The organism is Nocardia sp. NPDC056000, assembly GCF_042269265.1.
Classification (GTDB): Bacteria; Actinomycetota; Actinomycetes; order Mycobacteriales; family Mycobacteriaceae; genus Nocardia.
This window is the reverse complement of the sequence record NZ_JBHJXS010000001.1, coordinates 733,369-757,427: the sequence shown is the minus strand read 5'-3', so window position 1 is coordinate 757,427 and position 24,059 is coordinate 733,369. Positions and strand designations below refer to the sequence as shown.

Here is a 24,059-nt window from a genome sequence, read left to right as displayed (position 1 = left end):
TTCGGTGATTCGTTCCGAGCCGCTATCGCGATCCTGCTTACGAGCACCGGCCACCGGCGGTGCACCGACCACGGGGAGGGACCATGCGCGGCAGGACCGCAACCATAGTGGCGATCGCGGCGCTGACCGCGAGCTTGGCGGCATGCCGAGACGATACGACCACCGCTCATCCGACCGGTGGTCCGGTCGGCAGTTCGGTCAGCACCGGACAGCCGGCGGATTCCATACCGCCCCGCGCCACCACCGTGCTGACCCCCGCCCAGGCTCAGGTGACCGGTTACCGGGGCTCGATGACCTTCGACGTCACACTCCCGCAGGTGTCGGGCGGAACCGGTCCGGCCGCAACGGAATTCAATACCGGCATGCATGCCCTGTTGCAGGCTCGCATCGATCAATATTTCTCCGCCGCCAAATCCCTCACCGATCCGAACAAGCTCAGCAAGCTCGACCATATCGGCGATCACGTGGTCAGCGGCCTGCTTTGGATCAGCGTGGACGGCGGCGGCGCGCATCCGTGGACCGAATTGGCAACGCACGTCACCGATATCGACACCGGGAAGGCCCTGGAGCTCCAGGATCTGTTCACCGATGAGCAGGCGGGTTTGCGGGTGCTCTCGGCCCAGGCCGAGACGCTCGGCCCGCAATCGCGGGCGGGCACGTATTTCGATGTCAAGGGCGTCACGCCCACCCGCGACCATTTCAAGACCTGGACCGCGACCCCCGCGGGCATGCACGTCTACTTCCAGATGGGTCAGGCCGGTCCGGCCGCGCTGGGACCGTTCGACATCACCATCCCCTGGTCGGCGCTGGGTTCGGTGCTCGAGCCCGGATTGTCCGGAGTGCTGGCGAGCTGAGCGCGCACACTGGAGGTATGGATCCTGTCGTAGCCCTGCGCCAGATCGCCTTCTACAAGGACCGCGCCCGCGAGGACACCCGGCGCGTGATGGCCTACCGCAATGCCGCCGACATCATCGAGGGACTCGATGCCGAGCGGCGCGAACAGCTGGGCAAAGCGAACGATTGGCAATCGTTGCCCGGCATCGGACCGAAGACCGCGGCCGTGATCGCGCAGGCATGGGCGGGGCGGGAGCCCGACGCGCTGGCGAAGCTGCGATCGGCGGCGAAAGACCTGGGCGGCGGCGAGCTGCGGGCGGCACTCAAAGGCGATCTGCACCTGCACTCGAATTGGTCCGACGGGGTCGCCCCGATCGCCGAAATGATGTCCGCCGCACAGGCATTGGGGCATGAGTACTGCGCGCTCACCGATCATTCGCCCCGGCTGACGGTGGCCAACGGCCTCTCACCCGATCGGTTGCGGCGGCAACTCGATGTCATCGACGAACTGCGCGAACAGTTCGCGCCCATGCGCATTCTCACCGGTATCGAGGTCGACATTCTCGATGACGGCTCCCTCGATCAGGAGCCCGAACTGCTGGATCGCCTCGATATCGTGGTCGCCAGCGTGCACTCCAAGCTCAAGATGGAATCCGCCGCCATGACCCGGCGCATGGTGCGCGCGGTATCCGGTGGTCAGGCCGATATCCTCGGCCACTGCACCGGCAGGCTGGTCGAGGGCAATCGCGGCACCCGCCCGGAATCGGCGTTCGACGCCGAAGCGGTCTTCACCGCCTGCCGCGATTACGGCACCGCCGTGGAGATCAACTCCCGGCCCGAACGCCGCGACCCGCCCACCCGGCTGCTGAAGCTCGCCCTGGACATCGGCTGCGACTTCTCCATCGACACCGATGCGCACGCCCCCGGACAACTCGATTTCCTCGGCTACGGGGCACAGCGCGCACTGGACAACGGCGTGCCCGCCGAGCGGATCATCAACACCTGGCCGGTGGACAAACTGCTGGCCTGGACGAGCTAGTCCGGTAATCCGCGTCACCCGGCCCGAAGCCCGCGCGAAAACCAGTGGCGCGCTTATCCGCTCATCGGGCATGGTGATCCCCATGTTCGCGTACCCCATCGCCGTCGCATCCGCAGTCGCGGGTGCGCCGAGCGCTGCGCAGGTTGTCGCGGCATTCGGCGGCGCACGAAGCTGACCTTCTCCGGGACGTCCCGGGACCTCAGACGGGGAAGGTCCGCTTCCTCTTGAGGTCCCTGTAATCACGGCTCCCAGACGGAGAATTCATCATGGCCAAGCAGGCCTTCGTGCGCACCAAGCCGCATCTGAACATCGGCACCATGGGTCATGTCGACCACGGCAAGACCACCCTGACCGCCGCCATCACCAAGGTGCTGGCCGAACAGGGTGGCGGCTCCTACATACCGTTCGATCGCATCGATCGCGCGCCGGAGGAGATCGCGCGCGGTATCACCATCAATATCGCGCACGTCGAATACGAAACGGCCACACGGCATTACGCGCACGTCGATATGCCGGGGCATGCCGACTTCGTGAAGAATATGATCACGGGGGCGGCCCAGCTCGACGGTGCCATCCTGGTGGTATCGGCGCTGGACGGCGTCATGCCGCAGACCGCCGAGCATGTGCTGCTGGCCCGGCAGGTCGGCGTCGAGCACATCGTGGTGGCGCTGAACAAGGCCGACGCCGGTGACGGCGAGCTGCTGGAGCTGGTTGAGCTCGAGGTGCGGGAGCTGTTGTCCGCCAACGGTTACGACGGTGACGGGCTGCCCGTGGTGCCGGTGTCGGGATTGCTCGCGCTGCAGGGTGATCCGGAGTGGTCGGCCGCGCTGCTGCGTCTGCTCGCGGCGATCGACGAGTACATCCCGATGCCGGTGCGCTACACCGACGCGCCGTTCCTGATGCCGGTGGAGAACGTGCTCACCATTACCGGTCGCGGCACCGTCGTGACCGGGGCCATCGAACGCGGCCGGGTGCGCATGGGCGACCGGGTGGCGGTGCTGGGTTATGGCGAGGGCCTGGAGTCCATCGTCACCGGCGTCGAAACCTTCGGCCGGACAATGGAATCGGCGGAGGCGGGCGACAATGTGGCGCTGCTGCTGCGCGGTGTGCAACGCGGTCAGGTCAGTCGCGGTCAGGTGGTCGCGGCGCCGGGCAGCATTGCCGTGCACACCGGGTTCACCGCCCGGGTGCAGCTGCTCAGCGCGGCGCAGGGCGGGCGGCGCACGTCCATCGTGAGCGGTTACCGGCCGCAGTTCTATCTGCGCACCGGTGACGTGGTGGGCGATGTGGTGCTGCCCGATGGCCGTGCGCATCCGGGGGACACCGTCGAGATGTCGGTGACCCTGGGCCGTCCGGTGCCGCTGGAGCCCGGTCTCGGCTTCGCGATCCGCGAGGGTAGCCGGACCGTCGCGGCGGGCACGGTCCTCGCGGTGAGCGAGTAGGCGGCACGCAGGGATCTCGGCCCCGGGTAATCATCCCGGGGCCGAGAATTCCACGCTCCCACCGTGTGTCGCGGAATTTGGACTGGTCGGTCTGTCGCATAGTCTGACGGCATGACCTCTCGTCGCCGGAAGTTTGCCGCTGTTCTAGGAGTGACCGCCCTCGGCGCGGTCGCGCTGACGGGCTGTTCGAGCGGATCGGACCGGGACGCCGATCGCATCGACGTCGGCGTGCTGGTCATCACCATGTTCGATCCCGAGAACGCGGTCTGGCTGCAACGCGAACAGCTGCCGACCACCGTCGAGGTCGCGGGCGCGTACAAACCGGTGCGCTGCAATAACGATCACCTGTGCGTGGCCGAAACCGGCCAGGGCAAGGCCAATGCCGCCGCCACCATGATGGCCATCCTCGGCAGCGATAAATTCAATTTCGACCGGGCGTATTTCCTCACCGCGGGTATCGCGGGCACCCCGCCGGATCGGGGCACCCTCGGCTCGGCCGTGTGGGCACGGCGCGTGGTCGATTTCGATCTCGGCAATCACCTGGATCCGGCCGAAGCACCCGGCGTCCCATATGGCTTTCGTCCGGTGGAGGACTACAACACCGCCGCCTATGACCTCGACACCGCGCTGGTGGACAAGGTCTACGACGCCACCCGCGAGGCGACCCTCGCCGATAGCCCGGAGGCGACCGCCGAACGCGCCATGTACCCCGGCCAGGAAGGTCGCAAGCCGTCGGTCATGAAGTGCGACACCATGACCGGTGACGATTTCTACTCCGGTAAACAGCTCTCGGATACCGCCCGCTACATCATGGGCCTGCGTACCAAGGGGCAGGGCGATTACTGCACCACCCAAATGGAAGACAACGCCACCGCCACTGCGCTCGAGGCGCACGGTTATCTCGACCGGTACCTCTCACTGCGTACCGTGAGCAATTTCGACCAGCCGTATCCGGGGCAGTCGGTCGTCGATCACATCGACCACTCCACCGCGGGGTTCCAGCTGGGCCTGGACAACGCGTACACGGTGGGCCGCGCCGCCGCCGACTACCTGTTGAAGAACCCGCCCGCGAAGTGAGGATTATCCGGCGGAAACGCCTGTGGGAGTGAGCAATCGGCGCGCGGGGGCCGGGTTCAGCACGCGGGCGGCCAGCGCTTCGGGCGCACCCGCGCGACCGCGCATACCCGGGAAGGCGTTGACGTCGATGATCACCGGTGAACCGTGCACCTCGAGCATGTCGACACCGTAGATATCGAGCCCGAATACCTCACCGACCGCCAGCGCCAGATCGGCCCACGGATGCGGAATCCGGGACGCCCGGTCCGGCAGCCGAGGTTCGGGTGCGAACTCCGATTGCCGCAGCGCGGCGAAGACCTGATCGTCGATCACCCAGAGTTTGTGATCCCAGCCGGTGCCGGGGGTGAAGTCCTGCACCACGATCGGCTCATCCGGCCAGCGCTGCGTCACCGCGCGCAGTTCCTCGGCATCGGCCACCCGGGTGACGAGATCACCGCGGCGGCTATGCCTGCTCTTGATCACCAGCGGTCGCTCGAAATCACCGAGATGACGCGGATTGGGCAGCACGGTGGTCGCGGCGAACGGAAATCCGGCCTCCACCGCCCGCCGCGCCATGAACGCCCGATCTTGGCAGAATTCGGTGCTCGCCGCCGAATTCAGCACCGGCACACCGCGGTCCTCCAGCGCCCGCGCCAATCGCAGAGCCGCGGGGGTACGGGCCTTGAGCAGGTAGATGTCCGCCGGATTCGCCGGTGGCACAGGGGTTTCCGGCGCGAGATGTTCGATGCGATGGCCGCGCGCGATGAGCAGCGCGGTGGTCTCGGCCAGCAGTGGATGACCCGGATCGCCGGTCAGCAGTCCGATGCGCATCACCGCACCCCCACCGCGAGCGGTTCGGCGAAACGGGTTTCGCGCATTCGCGGTTCGAAGCGCCAGGCCGAACCGCCGCGCGCCAGGTCCACGATGGCGCGGGCCACGGTCGGCACCGCCTGCGGCATCTGACCGAAGCTGGGAAAGTCATTGACGTCCACCACGATCGGGCCGTCCGGGCCGCGCACGATATCGAGACCGTACAGATCCAGGCCGAACACCTCACCGACTCGCGCCGCGATATCGGCGATCTCGGGTTCCAGGGTCACCGCGCGATCGGGTGCCTTGCGGCCACCGGTGCGCAGCGGAGAGACGCGCTCGGTGCCGTACACCTGCCCGCCCACGCAGTAAACCTTCAGATCCACACCGGAATTGGGGACGAACGGCTGTGCGATGAGCAGGCCCTGATCGGCGCGGTCGATGGCGGCCAGATGTTCGGGTCGCTCCACCACGCGCACATCGCGTCCGGAGCTGCCGTCGGCGGGTTTGACCACCAGCGGGAAGCGTGCGGCCGGAATCCGCGCCAGATCGCGTGGCCGGGCCGCCGCCCAGGTGGTGGGCACGGGCAGGCCGTGCGCGGCGGCCAGGGCCGCGGCGCGGGCCTTATCCCGCACGCCCCGAATGGATCTCGCGTCATTGATGGTGGTGAGCCCGGATGCCGCGGCGGCCTCGAGCAGTCCCAGTCCCGGTCCGCCGGAGACGGTCTTGAGCACCCACGCGTCATGGTGCCCGCGTTCGACCAGCGTATTCAGATCCAGCAGCTCACCGCCGGGCCGCACCACGTCCACCCGATGACCCCAGGCTCGCAGTTGGTGAATCACGCTGCGCGGCATGCCGTCCCGGCGGTACTGCTCCTCCACCAGAAAACACAGACTGACTCGCGCCGCCATTCGTTCCCGCTCCCACATTTTGCTGTTCCCGCCCCGAGCGGTCCAGAATTGATCGCCGATTGTTCACCAAGATCATCGCTCTGGCAACCGATAGCGCAACACCACGGCCGCAACGGATCTCGCCGGCGTGGCCGCGATTCTCTGGTCCAGCAGGGCATCTCGGCACGACCATGGAGTGATGGAACGAGGTCACTATGAAGACGATCACCGCGCTTTCGCCGAACTGGCCCGCGGTTTCGTGCGCAAAGAGGTTGCGCCGCACTATCTGGAGTGGGAGGACGCGAGCATCGTGCCCCGCGAGGTCTTCGCCCGTGCCGGGGAACTCGGCCTGATCGGATTCGCCGCACCCCGCGAATACGGCGGCCTCGGCGTCGCGGACTTCCGCTTCAATCAGATCCTCATCGAGGAATTCATGGATGCCGACTGCGCGGGCGTCGGCCTGAATTTCGCGCTGCACAACGATATCTGCACGCCGTATCTGACCGGGCTCACCACCGCCGCACAACGTGAGCGCTGGGTGCCCGGCTTCGTGGCGGGCACCTCGATCGCCGCCATCGGCATGACCGAACCCGGTGCCGGATCCGATGTCGCGGGCATTCGCACCGGCGCGGTGGATATGGGCGATCACTTCCTGGTGAACGGCGCGAAGACCTTCATCACCAATGGCATCAACGCCGATCTGGTCATCACCGCGGTCCGCACGTCCCCCGATCGCCATCGCGGTCTCACCCTGCTGGTCATCGAACGCGGTATGCCCGGCTTCGAGCGCGGCCGCAATCTCGACAAACTCGGTCTGCACTCGCAGGACACCGCCGAGTTGAACTTCACCGATGTGCGCGTCCCCAAGGAGAATCTGCTCGGCGAACCGGGTCGCGGCTTCGAATACCTGATGCGGAACCTGCCCCAGGAGCGCATGCAGATCGCCGTCGCCTGCCTGGCGCGCGCCCGCGCCGCCCTGCGTACCACCGTCGAATATGTCTCCGGCCGAACAGCTTTCGGGCAATCCATCGGCGCGTTCCAGAACACCAAATTCGTGCTCGCCGACGTCGCCACCGAGATCTCGGTCGCCGAGGCGTTCATCGATAAATGCGTCCTGGAGCTCAATGCCGCCCGGCTCACCCCGGCCGATGCCGCCAAAGCCAAACTCTGGGCCTCGGAAATGGAATTCCGCTGCCTGGACCGCTGCCAACAACTGTTCGGTGGCAACGGCTATATGCGCGAATACCCGATCGCCCGCGCCGCGGCCGACGCCCGCGTCACCCGCGTATACGGCGGCACCTCGGAAATCATGCGCGAAATCATCGGCCGCGACCTGAAACTCACCTGACCGCAGCCGAACCCATTCCACCCGCGATACGAACGACACCCCGAGCGCACCGGCAATAGCGGTGCGCTATCGGATTCCTGACGTAGGCTCGCCCGGCGTGTAGCCCGGTCTGTTCAAGTCGTCGTCCTCGGGAGAATGATTTGGCGTTTCTGCGTGCTCCAATGGCATTCGCGCTGTCGATAGCCTGTGTGACAGGGGCTTTCGTCGCCGCTCCCGCAGCGGCGGAACCACCGCAGATCGATGATTCGCTCGGCTCACGCCTGGTGCTCGGGGTGGCCGGGCTGCCGCCCATGCAGGGGCTGCTGCAGATCTCGCGGCAGCTGTTTCCGGAGCGCGGGCCGTACGTCCCGTGGACGTATCAGTTGCCGCCCGCGCCGGTTCCGCATACCCCGGCCCGGGGTGTGTGCCCGAGTGGGTCGGATCAATGCATCGACGACACCATCGCCGAGATGGAATCGCGGGCCACGGTGATGAAGGCCGACTGCGATGACAACGCGCCGCTGCTGCTGAGCTATCTGCACACCACCAAGGGTGAGCGGGAAATCGCGCGCGAGCGTGGGGGATTCGAGCATCCGGCACATGTCAACGATTGGTCGACCACCTACGCGCACCACTACTTCGACGCCATCGACAACTATTACGTGAACGGCCGGCCGGATCTGGTGCCGGAGTCGTGGAAGCAGAATTTCCGTGCCTCCGATGATCATTCGCTCACGGTGTTCGGCAATGTGGCGGTCGCCTACAACGCGCACATCACCCATGATCTGCCGATCGTCATCGCCGATATGGGCGTCACCGCGCCCGACGGCAGCTCCTACAAGCCCGACCACGAGAAGATCAACGAATTGCTCGCGGCGGCCGAGGAGGGAACCGTGGCCGAACTCGCCGCCCTCTACGGCGCGGTCGATCCGGCGATGGCGGCGCCCTATGAGATGGAGCCGCTCACCGCGATCGCCTTCGGCCAGGCGATTCAGATCTGGCGCGAATACGCCTGGCGCGGTGGGGAACAGCTGCTGCTGGCCCCGACGCCGGAGGCGAAGCGAGCGGTCGAACAGCAGATCGACAATCTCTCCAATCTGCTCGGTGAGGTCATCCTGCGGCTGTTCGCCCGCACCGATCCGGGACCGCATCGCTCGCACTGCCCGGCCGGATAGCTCCCGGGCGCTAGCGCTTCAAACCGTAGGAGGCGGCGATCATGCGCTCCATCACCGTGCGCGGCAGCAGGCGGCGGAGCGCGAACATGACCGGGGCATTGGAACCGACGGCGTAGAGCGGTTTCGGGCGGTCCGCCGCGACCGCGCCGAGGATGGTTGTCGCCACCCGTTCCGGGGTGATGCCCTGGCCCATCTTCTCGTCCATCTTGGCCATGAAACGGCCGAAATCTGCTGTGTGGGGCGAACCTTCGTCGATGTACTTGGTGCGGCGCTCACTCAGGCCGGTATCGATCTGGCCCGGTTCCAGGGTGGTGATCCACACCCCGAACGGGGATTCCTCGAAGCGGGCGGCGGTGGCGAAACCGCGCAGCGCGGCCTTGGTGGCGGCGTAGGAGGAGCGGTAGGGCATGGGGAAACTGCCCAGCATGGAGCCGACCATGACGATGCGGCCGTAACCGCGTTCGCGCATACCGGGCAGCACCGCCTGGGTCAGTGCGACCGGACCGAGCACATTGAGCTGGAACAGGCGCTCGATCGCGGCGGCCGGCAGTTCGGCCAGCGGTCCGGCCTGACTCTCCCCGGCATTGTTGATCAGCACGTCGACCGTGCCCAGCGCGGTGACGAAGGCCGCGATGGATTCGGCGTCGGTGAGGTCGAGCGCCCGATAGTCGACCCCAGGGACACGATCGGCCACCGCGATGGTGTCCGGATTGCGGCTGGTGCCGATCACCTTGTCGCCATTGGCCGTGAAGGCCGCGGCGGTCGCTTTACCGATACCGGACGATGCGCCGGTGACCACCACGGTGCGGCTGGAATGCGTGCTCATGAACCTGAACGTTAGCTGGTTCCTCGTCCGGGCGTCTGCGCCGATCCCCGTCACCCGCGCACGAGCGAATACCGAGCCACACTCCCACTCCGAAGGCCGAAAGGGCCAGAACAGGCAGTATCAGGATGGTGTGTGAGCTCATGATGCGGATTCCCTCGCGTCGTCACCGATCCGGCAAACCGGATGAGTGTCAATCGCGGTGGCGCGATTTCTGTTACGTGACGAAACGAGACCGCCGGGAAGGTATTGCGGCGCAGGAGTATAGGGAGATGTCCCAACCTTATGGGAAACTGACTCAGACACGGCGGATTCGGCATATCGTGTGACTGTCCGGGTCACCCCGGGCCGAGTGTGGATGGAATCGATGGGGACCCGGATACATGTTCGAGTGGGATCTATTGCGCGACAACGCTGAACGCACGCTATGGGCGCCCGCGCCGGGCATACCGCCTGCCGCCTGTCTGGCCGTACTGAGTAGTCGCACACTGCGCGATGCGGTCGAGGTGGCCATGCGATATTCGGAACCGCCCTATGCCACCGGACAATTGACCTTCGCCGAATCCGCGGGCGAGGCCCGGCTGATCTTCCACGATCACGAGATTCCGGAGGACGCGCGCGCCGCCCACACCGAGCGGGTCATGACCGCGATCCAGCTCTTCGGCCGGGAACTGCTCGCGGTCGGCATGCCCATGCACCGGGTCAGCTTCCGGCACGGCGGTCCGGCCGATACCTCCCGCTACCGGGCCATCTTCGGAATCGACCCGATCTTCGGCGCGCCCGCCAACGAGGCCGCCTTCGACAGCATGTACCTGGACCTGCCGCTACCGCAGCCCACCGCGTGGGTGCGCGGCACCCGCGAACAACTGTGCCGAAACCTGCTGACCCGCAGACACGCTCGGAAAGGCGTGTCCGGGACGGTGCGAGACCTGCTGGTGCGCAACCCCGATGCGGTACCGGATCAAGCCGCGGTGGCCGCCGAACTGTTCATGAGCCCGCGCACCCTGTCGCGCCGCCTCAACGCCGAATCCACCTCCTTCCGCGCACTGCTCGACGAAGTCCGGCAGATGCTCGCCGAAGAGCTGCTGTGCCACACCGAGATGACCACCGAACAGGTGGCGACCCGCCTGGGTTATGCCGAGGCGGCCTCGTTCATCCGGGCCTTCCGCCGCTGGAAGGGCTGCCCGCCCCAGGAGTTCCGCGCGCGGGTTCAGCACGCCAATCTCCCCGTGCCGCAACCGGTCTAGCGGAACCCGCGGCCCGGGCGCGCGGCCCGAGGAATCCGTCGCCATCGGATCCGCGAAATATCGGCGCGGGTAGGGCACGATCGCACCAACGCGATCCGCACCAGCCCTCAGGAGCACAGCCCGTGACCGAGCCGCAGAATCCCGCACAGCATCCAGCCGTCGTCAGTCTGCGCGAGCAGCGTGCGGCGAGTATGCAACTGCGCGTTGCCGATTGGATCACCAAATTCGCCGGATCCATGCGGTTCGTATACCTGCACGCGATCGGGTTCGCGGTGTGGATGATCTGGTTCGAGCGCAGTCCCTGGCCGACGCTGACACTGGTGGTATCGCTCGAGGCGATCTTCCTGTCCACCTTCGTCATGATCGGGCAGAACCGGCAGGCCGAGTTCCAGCAGCTCAAGGCCGATCACGACTTCAATCAGCAGGAGCTCGAGCTCAAGACCAATACCGAGCTCACCCGCGCCATCCATCAGATGACCACCGAACTGCATCGCCGACTCATCGACGATTCGGCCGACGGGCGCTGATACTGGAGATCGTGAGCGCATTCGAGGAGTCCATTCCGCATCGCGATCGAATCGAGCGGTTTCTCACCGAGCACGGGGCGGAGAGCATTCCGCATCCGGGCGGGACGCTGCTGGCGCATTTGAAACGGGTGGCGGATCTGCTCGCCGAATGGGACGCGGATTCGCATATTCAGGCGGCCGGGCTGTGTCATGCGGCGTATGGAACGGACGGGTTCGGGCAATCGCTGCTCGATCTCGGGGAGCGGGCGACGCTGGTGAATCTGCTGGGGGAGCAGGCCGAGGCGCTGGTGTACTTCTACGGCAGTTGCGATCGGGGCGAGACCTATCCGGGGCTCGACGGTTCGCCGGTGCGGTTCCGGGATCGGTTCACCGGGCAGGATCAGCACCCCGATCCGGCGACGCTGGCCGCGTTCATGGAGATCACCGCGGCGAACGAACTGGATGTCATGACACAGAATTCCGAGCTGGCGGCCGAACACGGTGCGGCGCTGCACGGATTCTTCGGGCGCACCGCGCATCTGCTGTCGCCCAAGGCCTGGCACGCGTGCCATACCTGCCTGCCGCCGATCAATCCCTGAGGTCGCCCGGCGGGAAGACCAGGGTGAAGCGCGCGCCCCGGCCCGGTTCGGAGCTGACGGTGATGCGGGCGGCATGCAGATCCGCGACCTGGGCCACGATCGCCAGGCCGAGTCCGTGTCCGGCGGTGGCGCGCGCGGTTTCGGCGCGGTAGAAGCGGTCGAAGATATGAGCCGCGTCCTCGGCGGTGATGCCCGGACCGTCATCGCGGACGATGAGTTCGCGACCGCGCACCGTGACCGCGACGGTGCCGTCCGGCGGACTGAACTTCGCGGCATTGTCGAGCAGATTGGTCACCGCGCGAGCCAGCCGGGCCGGGACGCCCGCGATGGTCACAGGTGTGAGGTCGGCCGCGAAGGTGATTGCGGGCCAATGCCTCCGGGCCAGCTCGAGTCGTTCGGCGACCAGGGTGTCCAGGCGCAGATCCTCCAGCGGTTCGCGGACCGACGCCGGATCGTCGGCGCGGGCCAGATCGATGACATCGGTGACCAGACCCGAAAGTTCCTCCGATTGCACGCGCAATGCGGCTGCGGTCGCATCGAGTTGGGCGGGGGACAAGCGGGCCGCCCGGCGCAGCAGATCGATATTGGTGCGCAATGCGGTGAGCGGGGTGCGCAGCTCATGGGAGGCGTCCGCGATCAATCGCTGTTGTGCCGCACGGGAATCGCGTTCACCGCGGAGGGCGGCGTCGAGTTCGTCGAGCATGATGTTGATGCTGGCGCCCAGGCGTGCCAGTTCATCGTGACCGGTAATGGTGATGTGCTGGTTGGGATCTCGGGTGCGCGCCACCCGCTCGGCGGCCGCGGTGAGCGTGGCGACCGGGGCCAGCGCGCGGCGGGCCAGCACCGCTCCGGCCGCTACCGCGAGCAGTGTGCCCGCGGCGGCCGCGATGAGCAGCGCCAAGCCGACGCGGCGCAAGCCGATATCGACCGTATCCGAACGCTGCGCCACCTGCACCGCGCTACCGGGCCGCAACGGTGCGGTGTACATGCGCATCGCATAGCCGCCCAGGGTGATATCGGTGAACCCGCCATCGGCCGAACCCGCTGCCACCGAGCGGGTTTCGGCGTCCACCGGCAGCGTATGCCCGGGCACATGTTCGGATTCGACGGTGCCGTCGGCCGCCACCACCTGCACGCAGCTCGGCGCGGCCAGATATTCACAGGAGCCGGACATGGCGGCCACCTCCGGTTCCACCGGGAACTGCCGCACGATTCGGGTGGCCTGGCGGCGCAACCCCAGATCCAGCTCACTGTTGAGCTGATGCCCGACCACCACGTACGCGGCCGCGCCCATCGCCGCCAGCGCGGAAGCCATTGCGAGCACGAAGAATACGGCGATCCGGCCGCGCAGTCCGAGCCGCCTCACGCCGCACCCAGTCGATAGCCGACCCCGCGCACGGTGTGGATCAGCGGAAGTTCTTCCGGCGCTTCGATTTTGCGCCGCAGATAGCGAATGTAGACCTCCAGCGAATTCGAGGACTGATGCCCCCAGACGCGATCGATGAGCGTCTCCCGGGTCAGGGCCTGTCCGGCATTGCGCAGCAGCACCTCCAGCAGCGCGAATTCCGTGCGGCTGAGCTCGATTTCGCGCGTACCGCGCTTGACGGTGTGCGCGCCGGTGTCCATGACCAGATCACCGGTCGCCAGCAGGACGCCGTCCTCGGGGTAGGTGCGCCGCACCAGTGCCCGCACCCGCGCCAGCAATTCGTCGAGATCGAACGGTTTCACGAGGTAGTCGTCGGCCCCGGCGTCCAGGCCCTCGATTCGATCGGCGACCGCGTCCCGGGCGGTGAGCATGAGAATCGGGGTGCGATCCCCGCGCCCGCGCAGTGTGCGGCACGCGGTCAGACCGTCCATGAACGGCATGAGCACATCCAGCACCACCACCTCGGGCTGCCAGCGGGCAATCTGTTCCAGTCCAGCGCCGCCATCGGCCGCGGCGTGCGTCTCGTACCCCTCGCTCTCCAGGGCGCGCACCAGCGCCTCCCGTACCGAGGCTTCATCGTCGACCACCAGAACCCGCACGCATCGGACTATACGTAATATCCTCACCTGCGCCTTTCTCATCGGACTCTCATCTGCGGGCGTGAGGGTGAGGCCCATGAGACTTCGGAGATCGCATCGGACACCCGCCGTGATCGCGCTGTTGAGCCTGGTCGCCGGTGGGCTCACCGCCTGCGGACATGAGCTCGCCCCGGTGGCACCTCGGGTTAGCGGCAATCAAGTGGTTATCCCCATTGCGGGTGGGTCGGCCGAGGTCGACACCACGTCGCTGGCGGTCAGTGCGCTAGCCGATGGGCAGCGATTCGAACTGTCCGCTCCGGCGGGTGATCCGCTCGGCGCACCCGGGCCGATTCAGCTCGAGGGCGGCGAGGCGCACTGGTCCTATCCGGACCGGGCGCTCGCGGTTACCGCGACCGCCGTCGACGGCCGTTTACGCGTCACGCTGCGCGGCAATCGCGATGGGCGGCTCACCTGGCCCGTCACCGGCGGTGACGGAACGGCCGCCGCCCTGCAACTCCCGCGCGGCGAGGGCTTGAATCTGCCCGTGCGCGACCGGTTCTGGAATGGACCCGACACCGGCCTGGTCGGCGAACCGCTGTCGCTCACCGCCGGCTTGACCATGCCGTTCTGGGGTTACACCCTGGGTGGTCATGGCGTGAGCTATTCCGTGCCCACCGATATCGGCGGCAGCCTCACCGTGATATCCGAGAACGGCGCGCTGCGGGCGCGGGCCGCACACGATTTCGATGAACGCGCGGGCACCCGGGACTACACCGTCAACTTCGCGCTCACCGATGGCTCACCGGTCGCCGCGGCCAAGGACTATCGCGAACAGCTCATTGGCACAGGCGAATTCGTCACGCTGAAGGATAAGATCGCGCGTAACCCGGAGACCGCGAAACTGCTGGGCGCATTCCACGCCTACCTGTGGGGTGACGGTCGTGATCCGGAGGCGATTCGCCAGATGCGCGATCTGGGTCTCACCCGAATGTGGCTCGGCTATGACGCTGACGACCACCCCATGACTGGTCAGGCCGTCGATGCGGCCAAGGCCGCCGGATACCTTGCCGGACCCTACGATTCGTGGGACAACGCCCAGGACCCCGCCACCGCCGACAATCCCGGCTCCCGCTGGCCCGGCGCGGTATGGCCGGACGGTTGCGTCCACGATGCCGACGGAACTCCGGAGAAGGGCTTCGGCGGTCGCGGTTGCTACCTGAGTTCCCAAGCGCTGAAACAGGATCCGAAGCTGTATCGGGATCGCTACGCCGACATGTCCGCCAATGGCGCGAACACCTACTTCCTCGATGTCGACGCCGCGGGCGAGTTCTTCGACGATCACACCGCCGCCCACCCGATGAATCAAGCACAGGATCGCGCCAATCGCCTGGAGCGCATGCGCTGGCTGGAGGATCGCGGCCAGGTTCTCGGCTCCGAGGCCGCCGGAGCCTGGGCCGCACCGGTGCTGGCGTTCGATCACGGTGCCCAGAACCCGATTTCGGACGGCCTGTGGAAGTTCCAGCGCAACCGCGAGGTCTGGGGCGCGTACTACCCCGATAACGCACCGAATATGTTCTTCAAACCGGTGGACCTCCCCGAACCTCTGGTCCGAGCCATGTTCGACCCTGCCTACCGCATACCGCTCTACGAGACCGTCCTGCACGACTCCCTCGTGAACACGGACCGCTGGGAACTCGCGTATTACAAACTGCCCCAACAGCAAACCATGCGCGCTCTCACCGCCATCCTCAACAACACCCCCTTGAACTTCGCCCTCGACCGCGCCACCCTCACCGCCCACGGCCTCGAAATCGCCCGCCTGCAACAGTTTTTCGCCCCGCTGCACGAGGCCGCGGCCACCCAGCCCATGACCGACTTCCGCTGGCTCACCGACGACCATCAGGTCCAGCGCACGGTCTTCGGCAATGGCACCCTGACGGTCACCGCCAACTTCGGCACCACCGACTACCGGGGCCTCCCCGGCGGATGCGCGGATGCCCAACTGGAGACCGACAAGACCCCGCGACGATTGTGCCCGGCCCAATGAGGGAGTCTCGCGCGATGGCAGGGTCCGGGCCCGTTGCGGCATCGGATGCGGGAGTCGCCGGGAGCCCGCGTGGTCGCGGACGATCGGTCGTATTCCTCGGTGCGGCAGCGCTACTCACCGTGATCATGCTCGGCCACACCTGGATTCCCGAGGCCGGGGGTCTGGGTGTGGCGCTGGATATCGCCGCGCCCTGGCTGGGCGCGCTCGTTCCGGTTCTGGCGGTCACCGCGGTGCTGTGCCGCTGCCCGGCCGGTGCGGTGGCGATGCTGGCCCCGTTACTGGCCTGGGCCTATCTCTTCGGTTCGTGGTGGGCTCCGGGTCCGGCTGTTCGCCCGGGTCCGGCAGCGACCCAATTGCGGGTGGTGTCGCAGAACCTGTTCGCCGCCAACGCGTCTCCGGGGGCCAGCGCTCGCGCCCTGGTCGCCGCCGAGGCGGATGTCCTGGCCGTGCAGGAGCTCGGCGGCACCAATCGGGAAGCGGTCGTGCGCGTATTGGACGACACCTACGCCTATCGCACCGAGGTGGGCACCGTCGGACTGTGGAGCCGGTATCCGATCTCCGATACGACCCCGGTCGATGTCGGCGTGGACTGGCATCGTGGACTGCGAACCCACATCGCCACTCCCGCAGGCGATCTCGTCGTGTATGTCGTGCACCTGCCGTCGATTCGGCCCGGTGCGATCACCGCCCGGGATCACGGCCTGACCCTGCTGTCGCGGGAACTGGCCGCCGATGACGCCGAACATATTGTCGTAGCGGGGGATTTCAATACCGCGACCACCGACCGGCGCTGGGCGGGGTTCGCCCCCGGTTTCCGCGACGTCCACTCCGGCGCGGCCTTCACCTGGCCCGCGTCCTTCCCGATCGCTCGCCTCGATCACATTCTGGTGCGCGGGATGGGTGCCGCGAACACCTCGGTGCTGAGTATCCCCGGCCCCGATCATCGGGCCATCTCGGCCGAGGTCCAGCCGGATCGAATGCGGTGACCTGCGTGTGATCGACCGCGATCGGAATCGCGCCTACACTGTCTGAGACGGGGTAATCCGCACGAAAGGATCGGCAACGTGGCCGGACTCAGGCGTAAAGGCATCACCCGCATGGCGAAGGTCGCGAGCATTCCCGCGACGCTGATGGCGCAGCAGGTGGCGGCCACCGGGCGGAACCTGTTCGCGGGCGCCGAACGCGGCGGCGTGACCGATGAGATGCTCGACAATGCGGCCGATCAGGTGTTCGCGGTGCTCGGGGAGCTCAAGGGCGGTGCGATGAAGCTCGGGCAGGCGCTGAGCGTAGCCGAGGCCGGGGTGCCGCCGCGGTTCGCGGATCATTTCCGCGAGGCGCTGGTGCGATTGCAGCAGGAGGCACCGCCCATGCCGGTGGCCGATACGCATCGCATGCTCGATATGCAGTTGGGCACGGGCTGGCGCAGGCGTTTCGCGCGATTCGACGATGAGCCGATCGCCGCCGCCAGTATCGGGCAGGTGCATCGGGCGATCTGGCATGACGGCCGCGAGGTCGCGGTGAAGGTGCAGTATCCCGAGGCCGAGGAATCGCTGCGCGCGGATCTGAAGCTGCTGCATATGGTTTCGGGCGCGTTCAACACCCTGCTCGCGGGCACCAATGCCCGCCAGCTCATCGAGGAATTCCTGGCCCGCACCGAGGACGAACTCGACTATCGGATCGAGGCCGCCTATCAACGCCGCTTCGCCAAGGCCTTCACCGGCGATCCGCAATTCTTCATACCGCGCGTGGTCGCAGCCGCACCCAAGGTGCTGGTGTCGGAGTGGATGACCGGCGTGCCGCTGGCCCGCATCATCGCCAATGGCGAACGCGCCGAACGCGATCGGGCCGGAATGCTGCTCGCCGAATTCGCGCTGTGCTCACCGTCGCGCGTGGGCCTGCTGCACAGCGATCCGCATCCGGGCAATTTCCAGCTGCGCCCCGATAACAGCCTCGGCATCATCGATTTCGGCGCCTGCGCGCACACCCCGCGCGGAATACCCCGCGCCGTAGGCCGTTTGGCCCGCACCGCCCTGGACGGTGACTACATCGCCATGGAGGCGGTGCTGCGCGAAGAGGGTTTCATCAAGCCCGGTGCAACCGTGGAAATGGCCCCGCTGGAGCGCCGCATCGCCCCGCTGGTCGCCCAGATCAACGGCGGCACAGTGCATATCACCCGCACCATGCTCCAGGAAGAGGTCGCCCGTGCCCTGGACCCGGCGAATATCTCCCTGACCAACGCCCGCGCCATGAAAGCCCCCGCCGACCAACCCGAATACGCCATGTTCGGCCGGGTGCTGGGCGGCGTGGTCGGCATCTGCGCCCAGCTCGACGCCGAGGGGCCGTTCCTATCCCTGGCCGAACGGTGGGTGCCGGGTTTCGGTGACGCTCAGGAGGCGGCCTCCTGAGCGTCACCCCGGATCACCGCGCTGATCCGGCCCTGGTGCGGCGGCCGTTCGCCTGCGCGAGTGCGGGCGGCCGAGCGGTGAACCGGTAGTCCTCCAGCGGGAAGTGCCGGTTCTCCCAATACATTTCGAGCTGGGTGGAGGGCCGGAAGGCCGCGCCGTCACCCTGGTAGTTGATGTAGTAGGTGTTCGAGGTGACGCATCCCTGGGAGAACAGGTGGGTGCGTTTGGCGCGCCTGTCCATACGGGCGAAATAGCGGTCGTGCGGATCCTGGCGTACCTCCACGCAGGTGGCCCGGCGGCGGCGCGCCTCGCCGATGACGCGCGCGGCATGTGCCGAGGTGGCCTCGATGAGTGGAATGTAGGAGCCCGGCGCGTAGGCGTACGGTCCCACGATGAGGAACGCGTTCGGGAACTTCGGCACCGAAACACCCTGATATGCCTGGAATCTATTGGCATCCCAGAATTCGCCGAGTTCGAGGCCGTCCCGGCCGTAGATGGGATAGGGCGGTGTATAGCCCTTCTCCATCACCTTGAATCCGGTGGCCAGCACCACCATATCGACATCGCGTTCCAGTCCGTCGGCGCTCACGATGCCGGTCGGGGTGAACCGTTCGATGGCATCGGTCACCAGATCGACATGCGGTTTGGTGAAGGTGCGGAAGTAGCTGTTGGACACCGAGGGTCGCTTGCAGCCGAGCCGGTAATCGGGGGTGAGCTTGCGCCGCAGTTCGGGATCCCGCACCTGCGCGAAAAGGTAGCTCTTGAGCGCGGTTTCACCGACCGTCAATCCGGCCGAGGTCACCCTCGGATAGTTCGACACCGCCAAACCCGCACCGAGACCGGCGTTCACGCCGACATTGCCCACGAACCGCACCGTCTGCTGGAGCGGTGGGAAGTTCAGCACCGAATTGAGCACCGGTCCCATGGCGAAATCCGGTTTGGGCGCGATCCAAATGGCCCGGCGCTGATAGACCGTGAGCCGCGAAACATCCTTGGCCAGTTCGGGAATCAGCTGCAGCGCGCTGGCCCCGGTGCCGATCACCGCGACCCGCTTACCGCGATAGTCGTAATCGTGATCCCAGCGCGAACTGTGCATGATCTTGCCGGTGTAATCCGCCAGACCGGGGATATCGGGATTGTGCGGCTGCTCCAGCCCGCCGACCGCGCCGATCACGAAGCGCGCGGTGAGCACCGAGCCGTTGTCCAGAGTGATCCGCCACAGATCGTTCGCCTCATCGAAAACACCCTTGCTCGCACCGGATCCGAGCAGCAGCTTGTCTCGCAGGCCCTGCTTGTCCACCACTTCCTCGGCGTAGCGCTGCAATTCGCTACCGGGTGCGAAGAATCGCGACCACCGGGAGCGCTGCTGGAAGCTGAAGTTGTAGACCGGCGATGGAACGTCAACGGCCACACCGGGATAGGTATTGGCCAGCCAGGTGCCGCCCACCTTCGGCCACTTGTCCACGATGATGAAATCCTCGATACCGGCCCGGCGCAGCGCCACGCCCGCGCCGATACCGCCGAGCCCCGCGCCGATAATGACGACCTCGTGGGCCGGGGTGACGGGAGAACCATTGCTGGAGTTCATGACCGATTCCTCGTGTGCTGCTGCGCGATGACCTCCGGCAGCTGCTGCCGCCGGAGTTTGCCCGCGGTGGTGCGCGGTAGTTCGGCCACGAAAACGATGTCCCGTGGCACCTTGAAGGTGGCGAGTGTGGTTTTGACATGCTGTTTCAGCTCATCGGCCGTGGCCTCCGCACCGTCTTTGAGCACCACGGCCGCCACCAGCCGCTGCCCGTACTCGGGATCGGCCGCGCCGACGGCCCCGGCATCGGCCACCGCCGCATGCGCGAGCAGCGCGGTCTCGACCTCCTGCGGGAAGACATTCTCTCCGCCGGAGACGATCATGTCGTCCGAACGGCCGTCGATGAACAACCGGCCCTGTGCGTCGATATGTCCGAGATCGCCGGTGTCCATGTACTTTCCGACCATATCCCGGCTCCGGCCGTCGCTGTATCCGCGGAACATGGCCGGATTGCGATTGATGATCCGGCCGGTGACCCCGGCCGGCAGTTCCCGATTGCGATCGTCGACGATGCGGATATCGACCAGCCCCGTCGGCGGTTTTCCGACCGTGCCCGGTGCGGCCCGCAGATCCGCGGGCGTCGCCAGCGCGCCCGCACCCGATTCGGTGGATCCGTAACCGTTGAAGAGCACCTCACCGAACTCGTCCATGAAGGTGAGCGCCAGCCAAGGCGGCAGGGGAGCGGCCCCGCAGGTCACCATCTGCAGGCTCGCGGTGTTGTAGTTGTGCCGAATATCGTTCGGCAGATCCATGATTCGCTTCAGCATGGTCGGCACCAGGCAGGCGATGCGGACGCTGTGCCGTTCGATATCGGCGAGCGTCTGCGCGGGATCGAAACGCTCGTGCACGATGACGGTGGAGCCGGTCAGGAAGGCCAGCAGGAGCGCGCCGAAACCGTAGGCGTGATGCAGCGGCGGGGCGATGACGATCGGATCACCGAGTCGCGGAATAGGTTTCAGCTCCGCGAGATCAGCCAGCGCCAGCAGCATGCGCGGATTCAGCCCCGCCAGCATGGGCAGTACCTCGCGCATTCCGGCCTGTCTCGGCGCGCCCTTGGGGACGCCGGTGGTACCGCCGGTGAGCAGCACCACCGCACCGCCGTAGGCGGGTTCCCGAATGGGCGGCCCACCCTCGGCGATGAGCTCCTCGACGGTGGGCAGCCCGCCCGCCGCGCCGCGCACCACCACCCGGTGCCCCTCGTACCCGGATTTCACTATCTCGCCGTGGAATTCGGCATCGTAGAGCAGCAGATCCACCCGCTCGCGCGCCAGCACCTCGCCGATCTGCGGTCCGGCGAAGCCGTAGTTGAGCGGGACGAGATCGGCCGAGAGACGCGCGGCCGCGAAGGCGGCCACCGCGAATCCGCTGTGATTACGGCACAGCACCCCGATTCGATTGCCGCGCCGCATATTCCAGCGGCCGCGCAGGGCCGAGGCCAGTCGCCGCACCCGCCGATGTAGTTCGGCGGCGGTCACCGATCCGCTGTCATCGATGATCGCGGGCTGATCCGGAAATCGCGCCGCGAAGCTCGCGAGCACCGTCGCGAGCCCGACCCCTTCGCGCAATGCCAGCGCGAGGTGCGGAATACGCTGCGGTGGAACCAGATCGAACGCCCCGGCGGCGGGAGCCCAGCCCGCGATCGTCACCGCGTCATCGAGCAGATTGACCGCCCGCTCCACCCGTCCGATCGGCCCGGCCCAATCCGTCGGACGATTGTTCCAGTTGCCCGCCTTGGCATAGAGCGCCATGGCCCGCTGCGCGGTGTGTGAACTGTCCAGGGCGTACAGCATCGGTGTACCCGCGCGTTCCCACCAGGGCCGAATCGCCAAGGGCCGGTCCACGATCGCGCGGCACACCATGCTCGCCGCTTCCTCCGGCGACATGCTCGGGGTGTACCGGTACATCCGGAACGGGCCGAGCATGTCCGAGCGCACCAATTGCAGATGCACCGCCGTACTGGTGATCCCGTCCGCGCGCAATTCCGGTGCGGCCCCGCGCATCCAGGCGTTGAAGGCCGCCTTGGTGGCGATGTACGCGGTCCAGCCGACAGCCGGGGTGTGCACCCCGGCGGTGCTGACATTGACGATATGCCCCGCGTGCCGCGCTCGCATGGACGGCAGCAGGCTCAGCACCAGGCGGACCGGTCCCAGGTAGTTGATCTTGGCGGTATCGTCGAAATTGTCCCAGCGGTCCAGTGAATCGGACAGCCAGCGCCGGATGGATTTCCCGGCATTGTTCACCAGTACATCGACCCGGCCGTGATCGGCGAGCACCCGGTCGATCAGCGCCGCGCACTCATCGGTATCGCTGAGATCGGCGGGATACGGGTAAACCGTTCCGGGACAACCGGATACCTCCGCCCGCAGCTCCTCCAGCAAATGCGCGCGGCGGGCCACCGCCAGCACTGTCGCGCCATTGGCGGCCAGCCGCACGGCGGTGGCCCGGCCGACCCCCGACGACGCGCCGGTCACCAGAATGACCTTGCCGGTGACCGCGGGTTCCAGCCGCCGGTCGCCGATGCCGTAACTGGCAGCGCCCAATGCGATTCGGACCGACTTCGGCAGTTCGATCATGGCTCAACTTCCTCGGTGAGCATTCCGGTCAGGCCGGGTTCTGGGTCTTGCGCCGTGTCCGTTTCGGCTTGGTGATCGCGGCGGTCGGTTGCGGTCGCCACACGTCGAATTCATAGTCCGAGAACGGGAATCGCCGATGGCCGCGCCGCGCCCGGAAGAATCCGGACGGCCGGATATAGGTGCTGTCGCCTTGCGAATTGCGATAGTAGGTCGGCACATGAGCGTTGAGTTCGGCCAGATAGAAGCGCATGGCCTCACCGTGCCGGTAGATATCCCGGTGGTAGGCGTCGTGCACGTCCTGCCGAACGGCGACGAACGTGGCCCCGCGCCGCCGCGCCTCCGAAATCGCCCGCACCGCATGGTCGGCCGTCATCTCCACGAAGGCGTGCCAGCCGCTGCCCGACCACGAATACGGGCCGACCAGCGTCCACCGATTCGGCAGGCTCGGCAGCGAAACACTCTCGTACGCCTGCAAACCGTGCTCGGTGTAGAACTTGCCCAGATCCATACCGTCGCGCCCGACCACCATGCCCGGGGTGTAGGTCTCCGGATCGGAGAACACGTGATATCCGGTGGCCAGCACGATCATGTCGAATTCGCGCTCGACGCCGTCGGAGGTGCGAATACCGCGCTCGGTGAAACGCTCGATGGAGGTGGTCACCAGCTCCACATTGTCGCGATTGAAACTGAGCAGATAGCCGGTATTGGCCGTGGGCCGTTTGGCGATCGGGCCGTAATCCGGGGTCAGCCCGGCGCGAGTCTGCGGATCGCGCACCATGATTCGCAACAGTCCGCGATAACCCGCGATGGCGGTGGCATCAACGGTGCGCATGGTCGGCCGCACCACCGACATGGGTGCGTTCGACATGGCCCGCAACAGCACATCGACGGCCACCAATACCGCGCCGTGCGTCGCGGCTTGCAGTCCGGGCGTGCGCAATACGAGTTGTACGGCTCGTGGAATCCTGGGATTGGGCTTGGGCACACACCACACCGGGGTGCGCTGGAATACCGCCAGACTGCCCACCTGTGTGGCTATGGAGGGCGTGATCTGTACCGAACTCGCTCCGGTGCCGACGATCGCGACCCGCTTACCCGCGAGGTCGTAATCGTCGTCCCAGTCCGAGGGGCGTTGCAGTTTGCCCCGGTAGTCCGCCAATCCCGCAATGCCCGGGTCCGTCTTGGGGGTGATGAACGCGCCCACCGCGCTCACCACGAAACGAGCGGTGATCACCTGCCCGCCATCGATATGCAGCTTCCAGCAATGCCGCTGCTCGTCCCATTCCTCGCTCAGCACATTGACGCCGAACCGCAGGTGCGGGTACAGCCCGAAGCGCCGGGCCACCTCCATGTGGTAGCGCTTGACCTCCGCGCCGGGGGCGAAAAGCCTGCTCCAGTCGGGGTTTCGGGCGAAGGAGTACTGATAGGCGATCGAGGGGATATCGACTTCCAGTCCGGGATAGTGATTCTCGTTCCAGCTGCCGCCGACTTCATCGGCCCGTTCGAGCATGACGAAGTCATCGATTCCGGCCTGCTTCAGCTTGACCCCGGCGGCGATACCGCCCGGTCCCGCGCCGATTACGACGACCTGATGGTCCGGTGCCGAAATGTTCGGCGTCGGCTTTCCGTTCGATGCTGCGACCACGATGTCAGCCTTCCGAAAGCGGGGCGTATCACTCCAGACTAGAGCTGTCTGG

At 66.7% G+C, this 24,059-nt stretch carries 20 protein-coding genes; 12 read left to right on the top strand and 8 right to left on the bottom strand.

The window, feature by feature from the left end; translation table 11 throughout:
• Positions 1-83 precede the first annotated feature (83 nt).
• From ACFC4D_RS03540 to ACFC4D_RS03525, 4 genes are all read left to right on the top strand, one after another.
• Positions 84-854 (top strand): RsiV family protein, encoded by a 771-nt coding sequence (locus ACFC4D_RS03540; protein WP_376061589.1) that lies wholly within the window; start codon positions 84-86, stop codon positions 852-854.
• A gap of 17 nt (positions 855-871) precedes the next feature.
• Positions 872-1,873 carry a PHP domain-containing protein gene (locus ACFC4D_RS03535; RefSeq protein WP_376061587.1) on the top strand — a complete coding sequence of 334 codons (1,002 nt, stop codon included), beginning with the start codon at positions 872-874 and terminating at the stop codon, positions 1,871-1,873.
• Between the two features lie 266 nt (positions 1,874-2,139).
• A complete protein-coding gene (tuf, locus tag ACFC4D_RS03530) occupies positions 2,140-3,315 on the top strand; it encodes an elongation factor Tu (RefSeq protein WP_364633301.1) in 1,176 nt (391 codons plus the stop codon).
• Positions 3,316-3,426: 111 nt separating this feature from the next.
• Positions 3,427-4,392, top strand: a complete 966-nt coding sequence (locus tag ACFC4D_RS03525) for a purine nucleoside permease (protein WP_376061586.1) — start codon at positions 3,427-3,429, stop codon at positions 4,390-4,392.
• Between the two features lie 3 nt (positions 4,393-4,395).
• Here ACFC4D_RS03525 and ACFC4D_RS03520 read toward each other — a convergent pair whose 3' ends face one another.
• On the bottom strand, positions 4,396-5,202 hold the full coding sequence (locus ACFC4D_RS03520; protein ID WP_376061584.1) for a RimK family alpha-L-glutamate ligase: 807 nt from the start codon (positions 5,200-5,202) through the stop codon (positions 4,396-4,398).
• Entirely contained in the window at positions 5,202-6,092 is an 891-nt protein-coding gene (locus ACFC4D_RS03515) for a RimK family alpha-L-glutamate ligase (RefSeq protein WP_375966878.1), read from the bottom strand. The genes ACFC4D_RS03520 and ACFC4D_RS03515 overlap by 1 nt, the downstream gene beginning before the upstream one ends.
• Before the next feature lie 178 nt (positions 6,093-6,270).
• On the opposite strand from ACFC4D_RS03515, the gene ACFC4D_RS03510 reads away from it, so the two are divergent.
• Both ACFC4D_RS03510 and ACFC4D_RS03505 read left to right on the top strand, forming a co-directional pair.
• Positions 6,271-7,419, top strand: coding sequence for an acyl-CoA dehydrogenase family protein (locus ACFC4D_RS03510; RefSeq protein ID WP_376061582.1), 1,149 nt, complete (start codon positions 6,271-6,273; stop codon positions 7,417-7,419).
• A gap of 188 nt (positions 7,420-7,607) precedes the next feature.
• Positions 7,608-8,573, top strand: a complete 966-nt coding sequence (locus ACFC4D_RS03505) for a DUF5995 family protein (protein WP_376061581.1) — start codon at positions 7,608-7,610, stop codon at positions 8,571-8,573.
• A 10-nt stretch (positions 8,574-8,583) separates the two neighbouring features.
• Here the strand turns inward: ACFC4D_RS03505 and ACFC4D_RS03500 are convergent, their stop codons facing one another.
• Positions 8,584-9,399, bottom strand: a complete 816-nt coding sequence (locus ACFC4D_RS03500) for an SDR family oxidoreductase (RefSeq protein WP_376061580.1) — start codon at positions 9,397-9,399, stop codon at positions 8,584-8,586.
• 380 nt (positions 9,400-9,779) lie between these two features.
• Between ACFC4D_RS03500 and ACFC4D_RS03495 the strand changes: the two genes are divergently transcribed.
• The 3 genes from ACFC4D_RS03495 to ACFC4D_RS03485 all read left to right on the top strand — a co-directional run bounded on the left by ACFC4D_RS03495 (position 9,780) and on the right by ACFC4D_RS03485 (position 11,748).
• Entirely contained in the window at positions 9,780-10,643 is an 864-nt protein-coding gene (locus tag ACFC4D_RS03495; protein ID WP_375966883.1) for a helix-turn-helix domain-containing protein, read from the top strand.
• 122 nt (positions 10,644-10,765) lie between these two features.
• Positions 10,766-11,170: a DUF1003 domain-containing protein gene (locus ACFC4D_RS03490; RefSeq protein WP_375966884.1), complete on the top strand. Its 405-nt coding sequence runs from the start codon at positions 10,766-10,768 to the stop codon at positions 11,168-11,170.
• Positions 11,171-11,181: 11 nt separating this feature from the next.
• Entirely contained in the window at positions 11,182-11,748 is a 567-nt protein-coding gene (locus ACFC4D_RS03485) for a DUF6817 domain-containing protein (protein WP_375966885.1), read from the top strand.
• On the opposite strand, the gene ACFC4D_RS03480 is transcribed toward ACFC4D_RS03485, so the two are convergent.
• Together ACFC4D_RS03480 and ACFC4D_RS03475 are read right to left on the bottom strand one after the other, a co-directional pair.
• A complete protein-coding gene (locus ACFC4D_RS03480) occupies positions 11,738-13,114 on the bottom strand; it encodes an ATP-binding protein (protein WP_376061579.1) in 1,377 nt (458 codons plus the stop codon). The two genes, ACFC4D_RS03485 and ACFC4D_RS03480, sit on opposite strands and share 11 nt — an antisense overlap.
• Positions 13,111-13,773 (bottom strand): response regulator transcription factor, encoded by a 663-nt coding sequence (locus tag ACFC4D_RS03475; protein WP_376061578.1) that lies wholly within the window; start codon positions 13,771-13,773, stop codon positions 13,111-13,113. Before ACFC4D_RS03475 ends, ACFC4D_RS03480 begins: the two co-directional genes overlap by 4 nt.
• Before the next feature lie 76 nt (positions 13,774-13,849).
• Between ACFC4D_RS03475 and ACFC4D_RS03470 the strand changes: the two genes are divergently transcribed.
• The 3 genes from ACFC4D_RS03470 to ACFC4D_RS03460 all read left to right on the top strand — a co-directional run bounded on the left by ACFC4D_RS03470 (position 13,850) and on the right by ACFC4D_RS03460 (position 18,204).
• Positions 13,850-15,799 carry a glycoside hydrolase gene (locus tag ACFC4D_RS03470; RefSeq protein ID WP_376061576.1) on the top strand — a complete coding sequence of 650 codons (1,950 nt, stop codon included), beginning with the start codon at positions 13,850-13,852 and terminating at the stop codon, positions 15,797-15,799.
• 14 nt (positions 15,800-15,813) lie between these two features.
• Positions 15,814-16,785 (top strand): endonuclease/exonuclease/phosphatase family protein, encoded by a 972-nt coding sequence (locus ACFC4D_RS03465; protein ID WP_376061575.1) that lies wholly within the window; start codon positions 15,814-15,816, stop codon positions 16,783-16,785.
• Between the two features lie 78 nt (positions 16,786-16,863).
• Positions 16,864-18,204, top strand: coding sequence for an ABC1 kinase family protein (locus tag ACFC4D_RS03460; protein WP_376061573.1), 1,341 nt, complete (start codon positions 16,864-16,866; stop codon positions 18,202-18,204).
• Positions 18,205-18,217: 13 nt separating this feature from the next.
• Here the strand turns inward: ACFC4D_RS03460 and ACFC4D_RS03455 are convergent, their stop codons facing one another.
• From ACFC4D_RS03455 to ACFC4D_RS03445, 3 genes are read right to left on the bottom strand one after another with little or no spacing between them, the layout of a single operon-like run.
• Positions 18,218-19,792, bottom strand: a complete 1,575-nt coding sequence (locus ACFC4D_RS03455; RefSeq protein ID WP_376061571.1) for a flavin-containing monooxygenase — start codon at positions 19,790-19,792, stop codon at positions 18,218-18,220.
• Entirely contained in the window at positions 19,789-22,362 is a 2,574-nt protein-coding gene (locus ACFC4D_RS03450; RefSeq protein ID WP_376061570.1) for an SDR family NAD(P)-dependent oxidoreductase, read from the bottom strand. The genes ACFC4D_RS03455 and ACFC4D_RS03450 overlap by 4 nt, the downstream gene beginning before the upstream one ends.
• 28 nt (positions 22,363-22,390) lie before the next feature.
• On the bottom strand, positions 22,391-24,007 hold the full coding sequence (locus tag ACFC4D_RS03445) for a flavin-containing monooxygenase (RefSeq protein WP_376061568.1): 1,617 nt from the start codon (positions 24,005-24,007) through the stop codon (positions 22,391-22,393).
• Between the last annotated feature and the right edge of the window lie 52 nt (positions 24,008-24,059).